Origin of the sequence: Streptomyces massasporeus, from assembly GCF_014648995.1 — a bacterium.
In the GTDB taxonomy this organism is placed as follows: domain Bacteria; phylum Actinomycetota; class Actinomycetes; order Streptomycetales; family Streptomycetaceae; genus Streptomyces; species Streptomyces massasporeus.
The window spans coordinates 1-6,943 of sequence record NZ_BMSE01000048.1; the positions used below are offsets into that span (position 1 = coordinate 1).

The following is a 6,943-nucleotide window of genomic DNA, read 5'->3' on the forward strand; positions in this document are numbered from 1 at the left end:
AGAGAAGGTCGGGCTCGCCCTCCGCGCGCCGGACGACATGGTCGTCCCAGACTTTCTCCGAGAGTGTCCTACCCATCGCTGTTCCCTCCAGGGGTATCGAAATGCGAGATGGATGTTCCGGCCAGCGGACAAACAGCCTAGGAGGGCCGCGCGACGATCTGGAGAGCCAGATTTTCCGCAGAAGCATGCAAGATGGGATATTCCATGACAACCTGTGCATGCACTCTTTCTTTATGCCCCCCTAAACAAAAGCGACCTACAGGAAATCCCCGGTCCTCTGAAAAGATGGGCCGGGCGTGCACCTCAACTCCTGTTGCCGCGCTCCGCTTTTGGTGCAATGGCGCGGGCCCGCACGCCCGGAGAGAACCCTGAACAGAGGCGATTGTTGTGACCGAGCAGAGCCAGATCTATTTGGCGGACACCTACGTGTACGAGGCCGACGCCGAAATCATCGGAGTCGAAACGTCCTCCCCCCGAGCACGGATCGCTCTCGCTCAGAACATCTTTCATCCTCAGGGAGGGGGGCAGCCCGACGACCGCGGCGTCGCTGCCGGTGTGGAGGTCACTCCCTCCAAGGACGCGGAATCCGGGTGGGTCTGGCTGACACTCCCGGAGGGTGTCGAACCGTCCTCGCTGCGGTTGGCGGAAGGCACGTCGGCGCTCAGCCGCATCGACCCCGGCCTGCGCCGGCTGCACGCGGCGCTGCACACGGCCGGACATCTGGTGGATGCCCTCGTCCGGCCGCACGGATTCCAGCACACGGGCAACAATCACTTCCCGGGGCAGGCCCGCATCGAATACGCGGTGAACGGCACGGAATTCGACAAGGACGAGTTGGCGGTCACCCTCACCACCGCGCTGGACAAGGCCATCGCGGAGGCTCTTCCCGTCACGGCGGGAGAGCGTGACGGGCGGCGCACCATCACCATCGAGGGCCTCGCGACCGAATTCTGCGGAGGTACCCACGTCACCGACCTCGGGCTCCTGACGGCTGTCGCCGTCCGATCCGTCAAGGTGAAGTCCGGGCGCCTGCGGATCGGTTACACCGCGGAGCACGCCGGAGAGGGCACGTGATACCCGTACGCCAGCGAGCCGGCCACGGTCCGCCTCCGCCCCTCGCCCGCCCGGTCTGAGCCGCCCCGCTCGATGCCCGCAGGGGTGTCCGGCCATCGGCACGGGCCGTCCGGCGCGCAGAGCGCCCGGATCCTAGACCGCAGTGCGCGGATCACCGGGCGCCTGCGCGAAGGCCTCCTGCAGCATGCGGCGTGCCGTGCGCAGCAGGGGCGTGTTGTCCGAGGAGCGCCACAGCAGGCTGACCGTGCGGTGCAGGGCGGGGGAAGCGAACGGGCGCGTGCTGATGGGGGCCGGGCTCGCTTCCGCCGCCATGCGCGGCACACAGGCCGCACCGACTCCGCTGCTGGCGAGCGCGCACGCCACCGAGTAGTTCGACGTCTCGAAAGCGACCTGGGGAGGCGCCATGGACCGACTGGCGAAGAGAGCTTCGAGCGCCTCACGGTTCGCCAGTCCGGGGCGTCCGCTGATCAGCGGCGTGCCCGCCAGTTCCGACCAGTGCAAAGGAGAGTCGTCGGACATGAGGGGATGCCCGGACTCCGCGACCAGGACCAGTTCTTCGTCCAGCAGCGTCTCGGAGCGCAGTCCGGTCGGCACGGGGTGCTGGTGGCCGTGCAGGTACGAGTGGGTCAGAAGGAGGTCGATCTCCCCTTCGACGAGCGGATCGTACCCTTCGGGCGGCTCGAACTCCTGCATGGATATGGCAATTCCGGGATACCGGGCGCGGAGCTCCGCGAGGACCGGCGGCAGGAGATGAATACCGCCGGTGGTGAAGCTTCCGATGCGGAGGTGCCCCCCGGACATGTCCTGAAAGCCCATGAGTTCGAGCTCCGTGGTGCGCAGGATCTCGTCGATCTCGCGCGTCCGCTGGACCAGCAGTTCACCGGCCGCGGTGAGCCGCGCACCCCGGCGGTGCCGCACCAGCAGCAGCATGCGGGCCTCCCGCTCCAGCTTGGCCATCTGCTGGCTCAGCGCGGGGGGCGTGTACCCGAGTCTGGCCGCCGCCGCGGAGATCGAACCGGTTTCCGCAACCGCCACCAGCGCCAGCAGCCGGTTCAGGTCCTGCATGAAAAGCTCCCACTCTCCTGCGTCCGGGACGGTGTTGTACAGCCGCCGTTGGCTGAACGCGAGGTCTCCCGGCCGACGCCCTCACCCATTGTGGTCCCGGCGGGGCCGGCTCTTCGAGGCGCCGGCCCCAGGCGTCCCGTGCGAGACGCCCCGTCCTGCACGTTCTTCCACTGTCCGTCCTCCTGGATGTCGGCCGCACACGCGGTGAGGGCCGCGGCGGACCAGGAGCCCCAGCTCGCGAGGTGCCGATGATCAGCGAAGTCCTTACCTTCTCGGGAGTTGCCGCCGGCATCATCGTGATGCCGGGGGCCGACCTCGCCGTGGTGCTGCGCAACGCCCTGGCCTCGCGTCGGGCAGGGCTGGCGACGGCCGTCGGCATCGTCTGCGGGCTGGCGCTGCACACGGCCCTCGCGGCCGCCGGTCTCGCGGCCCTCCTCCTCACTTCCGACCTGCTGTTCACGACACTGAAGCTGGTCGGAGCGGGATACCTGCTCTATCTGGGCGGGAAGGCGCTCGCCGCCTGCGTCCGGGGTCCGCGGCCGGCTCCGCCCCCGCAGGAGGGGGACGAGAACTCGGCGCCGAGCGACGGCGTGGGCTTCGGCGGCGGTGGCGGCGGTGCACTCACCGTCGTGGCCGAGAAGACCGGCCTGCGGCAATTCCTGCTCCAGGGCTTCATCACCAACGCGGCCAACCCGAAGGCGCCCGTTCTCTTTCTCAGTCTGATGCCGCAGTTCATCCCCCGAGGTGCCCCCTTTGTGCCGATGACCCTGCTGCTCAGCGCAATCGTCATCGTCTGCGGCTTGTTGTGGTTCCCGTCGATCGCGATGGTCGCCGCGTCAGCCGGCAGGTTTCTCAGTTCCCCTCGGGCCGGGCGGCTCATCGAGGGGGTCATCGGCGTCGTTCTCATGTTCCTTGCCGTCATGCTCCTCATGGAGTCTGCCGTCTGAGCGGACAAGCGATCATCTCGCCGCCGCCGACCGGATACGCAGCGCAATGCGAGCATCCTCTTGATCACATCCGTTCCGCGCAAGAGGGGCCGCGCTCATGCGGCCCGAAGCGCGTGGACAGCCTGGGAAAGGAACAAGCCAGGCTCTGTACCAGGCACCCGGGCCCGGCACCGACCCGGCTCCACTCCCCCTCGGTGTGCACGGCGGTGGATTGTCGCGGGATGCGGTAGATGAATCCACCGACAATTTCACCGTATTCGGGCCCCCTGACCCCGTGGTCCCGCCCCCGGTCACAGCGGCCACGCGGCGCATGACGTCGTCGACTTCGAGCCACCTGCCCGGACGAAACGACTTCAGAACGCATCTCATATGCCGGGATACCGGGCGACCTCTTTTCACAGAATGACCTCTCGCAGCCGGCGAAGCGGACCTCTGAGTGCGCGGCAAAATTCTGCCGCCTATCTTGAATGCACGCCCGCTCCCCCTGGGTGAACGATCAGTCGAACCGCCGACGCCGTTGCAGCCGTAAGAAACTGCGGTGGGGCGGCTTAAGCAAATGTGACTTCACCCCGCGAGCGACTTCATGTGAAAGTGAGGAACGCGTTCACGCCGCCTCACAAGGGCTTCGCTGCGCGAGCATCTGCCATAGGCCGGTCGTCCGAATCCGTCAGCCACTTCCCGGCCTTTCATCGCGCATATCGGTTCAGGCGCTTCTTCTGTTTCTGCTCCACGGCGTACAGCCCGGTCTTCACGGGTGCGCCGTCTTCACGCCTGACCGGCTTTCTGCTCGATCGACATATTCCGAAAGGACTGCGCAATGAGCACCATTCAGAACCAGCCGCTCGAGAACGTCGCCTCCACGGCCACGCCCGTCTACACGCTCTTCGAATCAGTGGTCACCGAGACGCTCGACCGGGACATCCTGGCCCGGATCGGCGCCGGAACGCTCGGCGCCGCCCGCGTCCCCGGCTTCTTCACCACCGAGCAGTGCGACGCCGTCACGAAGGGCCTGGACACATGTGACATGGGCAGCTACGACGAGCAGCTGGTCCAGCCGCGCATCGCCAAGCTGGGGCCCGCCACCTACGACTACTACGGCAACGCCGAACTGCCGCCCGCCTACTGGGAGCACACCGAGCAGTCCGACGCGTCACGCTCCGGTCTGCTGCACGGAGGCGACCCCCTCGACGCGGCGGTCCGCAACCTGGAGAAGGTGTGGGGCGGACGCGTGGCCCGTGCCACCTCGAAGGGCCGGCCGATGTTCGCCGGCATGATCCGGGAGATCAACAACGGCGCGAAGATGCACTTCGACGAGGTCGTCCGGGAGTTCCCCGGTGTCGTCGACGACACGCCCGTCTGCCAGATCGCCTTCAACTGCCACCTGTCGATGCCCTCCTCCGGAGGAGAGTCGCTGGTCTACCGCCGCACCTGGAAGCCCTCGGACGAGCAGCACCGCGACGGATACGGCTACGCCGAGAGCATCGTCGCCGACGAGCCGTACGCCCGGGTGGAAGCGGCCCAGGGCGACGCGATCTTCTTCGACCCCCGCAACTACCACCTGGTGCGCCCGAACACCTCCGACGGCAGGCGCGTCACGCTGTCCTTCTTCATCGGCATCACCTCCTCGGGCGAGCTGACCATCTGGTCATGAACCGACGCCCACCCCTCGACACCGACAAGGAGAAACCGATGGCGGTTCGTCACACCCCGTCCGACCAGTCTCGGCAGCGGCCTTCCGGGATGCCTACGTGGAGGTACGACCTGTATCCGCCCCTGGCCCTGCCGGACCGGACCTGGCCCGGCAGGACGCTCGACCGGGCGCCGATGTGGTGCGCGGTCGATCTACGGGACGGCAACCAGGCCCTGCCCGTTCCGATGGACCTCGATCGCAAGCGGCAGCTGTTCGATCTGCAGGTCCGCATGGGGTTCAAGGAGATCGAGGTCGGCTTCCCCGCTGCCAGCAAGACCGACTTCGACTTCGTCCGGCTGCTGATCGAGGAGGACCTGGTCCCCGACGACGTCGCGATCCAGGTCATCATGCCAGCCCGCGAGGAACTGATCCAGCGCACGTACGAGAGCCTGCGGGGTGTACGCCGCGCCATCGTCCACCTCTACCACTCCACGTCGTGCCTGCAACGCGAGGTGGTGTTCGGCATGACCAGGGACCAGGTCAGGGACCTCGCGGTGCGCTCGACCGAACTGGCCGTGAAACTCGCGCTGGACATGAGCGACTCGTGCCTCCAGTACGAGTACACGCCCGAGTCGTTCACGGGGACCGAGCTCGACTTCGCCCTGGAGATCAGCGACGCCGTCACCTCGGTCTGGGGACCGGGCCCGGACGCGAAGATGATCCTCAACCTCCCCGCGACGGTGGAGATGTCGACGCCGAACGTCTACGCGGACCAGATCGAGTTCCTGCACCGCAACCTCGAACGCCGGAAGGACCTGATTCTGTCCATCCATCCGCACAACGACCGCGGCACCGCCGTGGCCGCGGCCGAGCTGGCCTGCCTGGCGGGGGCCGAGCGGATCGAGGGATGCCTGTTCGGCAACGGGGAGCGGACCGGCAACGTCGACCTGGTCACCCTGGGCCTGAACCTGTTCACCCAGGGGGTCGATCCCATGATCGACTACTCCGACCTGGGCTCGGTGGCCGCCACCGTGGAGCACTGCAACCGACTGCCGGTGCATCCGCGGCATCCGTACGCGGGCGAGCTCGTGCACACCGCCTTCTCAGGTTCGCACCAGGACGCCGTCAAGAAGGGGTTCGAGTCGATGGAACGCAAGGCGGCGGTTGTCGGCAAACCGGTTGCCGAGGTCCCCTGGGCGGTGCCCTATCTGCCCATCGACCCCAGGGACATCGGCCGCGACTACGAGGCGGTCATTCGGGTCAACTCCCAGTCGGGCAAGGCGGGAGCGGCGTACCTGCTCAAGAGCGAGTACCACCTCGACCTGCCCCGTCCTCTGCAGATCGAGTTCGCAGGAACGATTCAGCGGCACACGGACGCGACCGGAGAGGAGCTGTCCGTCCATCAGATCTGGTCCGTGTTCGAGCGCGAGTATCTGCAGGCCGCCGCTCCGTTCGAGCTCGTCGACCACCGGATCGGCACGGCGGAGGGCGACGGCAGGACGTCGCTGGAGTGCACCCTGAGCCTCGACGGGGAGCCCTGCTCCCTGCGCGGCACGGGTGAGGGAAGGCCCAGCGCGCTGCTGGACGGTCTCGCGGACGCGGGGCTGACCGGCTACGAGCTGCGCCACTTCTCCCAGCACGCCCTCGCCTCCGGCAACGGCAGCCGCTTCGCCGCCTATGTCCAGGTCGCGCACCAGGACCGCATCACCTGGGGCGTCGGGATCGACGCCGACCCGGACACGGCGTCCCTCAGGGCGGTCGTCAGCAGTGTCAACCGACTGCGGCCGGGTCCACCGGTGCGGCAGGTCGTGGCGTCGGCCCTGCAGGACGCTTCCGGTGCCGCCCGGTGAAGGGGAGCGACGGTCACGTGTCCCACAGCATCGATCTCGCGGTGATCCCGGGTGACGGCATCGGCCAGGAGGTCGTGGCCGAAGGCCTGAAGGTCCTCTCCGCCGTCCTTCCGCAGGATGTGAAGCCGGCGACCGAGGAGTACGACTTCGGCGCCCGGCGCTACCACGCCACCGGTGAGACCCTCACCGACGCCGACCTCGACGCCCTGAAGCGGCACGACGCCATCCTGCTCGGCGCGATCGGCGACCCGTCCGTGCCCTCCGGCGTCCTGGAGCGCGGCTTCCTGCTCAAGCTGCGCTTCGCCTTCGACCACCATGTCAACCTGCGTCCCTCGAAGCTCCTGCCGGGGGTTGCCACCCCGCTCGCGGGCGAGCCG

General features: G+C 67.8%; 6 protein-coding genes. 5 read left to right on the forward strand and 1 reads right to left on the reverse strand.

The genetic code is table 11. The features are described from left to right. Positions 1-387 precede the first annotated feature (387 nt). Positions 388-1,074, forward strand: a complete 687-nt coding sequence (locus IE153_RS40905) for an alanyl-tRNA editing protein (protein WP_189594748.1) — start codon at positions 388-390, stop codon at positions 1,072-1,074. 132 nt (positions 1,075-1,206) lie between these two features. Here IE153_RS40905 and IE153_RS40910 read toward each other — a convergent pair whose 3' ends face one another. Next, positions 1,207-2,139 (reverse strand): LysR family transcriptional regulator, encoded by a 933-nt coding sequence (locus tag IE153_RS40910; protein ID WP_189594749.1) that lies wholly within the window; start codon positions 2,137-2,139, stop codon positions 1,207-1,209. A gap of 248 nt (positions 2,140-2,387) precedes the next feature. On the opposite strand from IE153_RS40910, the gene IE153_RS40915 reads away from it, so the two are divergent. The 4 genes from IE153_RS40915 to IE153_RS40930 form a co-directional block, all read left to right on the forward strand. After that, positions 2,388-3,086: a LysE family translocator gene (locus IE153_RS40915; RefSeq protein ID WP_189594750.1), complete on the forward strand. Its 699-nt coding sequence runs from the start codon at positions 2,388-2,390 to the stop codon at positions 3,084-3,086. Positions 3,087-3,903: 817 nt separating this feature from the next. After that, positions 3,904-4,737 (forward strand): 2OG-Fe(II)-dependent halogenase WelO5 family protein, encoded by an 834-nt coding sequence (locus tag IE153_RS40920; RefSeq protein ID WP_189594751.1) that lies wholly within the window; start codon positions 3,904-3,906, stop codon positions 4,735-4,737. 38 nt (positions 4,738-4,775) lie between these two features. Further along, positions 4,776-6,566, forward strand: coding sequence for a 2-isopropylmalate synthase (gene leuA / locus IE153_RS40925; protein ID WP_189594752.1), 1,791 nt, complete (start codon positions 4,776-4,778; stop codon positions 6,564-6,566). Positions 6,567-6,583: 17 nt separating this feature from the next. Continuing rightward, on the forward strand, positions 6,584-6,943 hold a 360-nt coding region (locus IE153_RS40930), incomplete at its 3' end, for an isocitrate/isopropylmalate family dehydrogenase (protein WP_268251981.1).

Excerpts from the sequence above, each read along its gene's own strand:
- IE153_RS40910 (WP_189594749.1), bottom strand. The coding sequence starts at position 2,139 with ATGCAGGACCTGAACCGGCTGCTGGCGCTGGTGGCGGTTGCGGAAACC.
- IE153_RS40915 (WP_189594750.1), top strand. The coding sequence starts at position 2,388 with ATGATCAGCGAAGTCCTTACCTTCTCGGGAGTTGCCGCCGGCATCATC.
- IE153_RS40920 (WP_189594751.1), top strand. The coding sequence starts at position 3,904 with ATGAGCACCATTCAGAACCAGCCGCTCGAGAACGTCGCCTCCACGGCC.
- leuA (WP_189594752.1), top strand. The coding sequence starts at position 4,776 with ATGGCGGTTCGTCACACCCCGTCCGACCAGTCTCGGCAGCGGCCTTCC.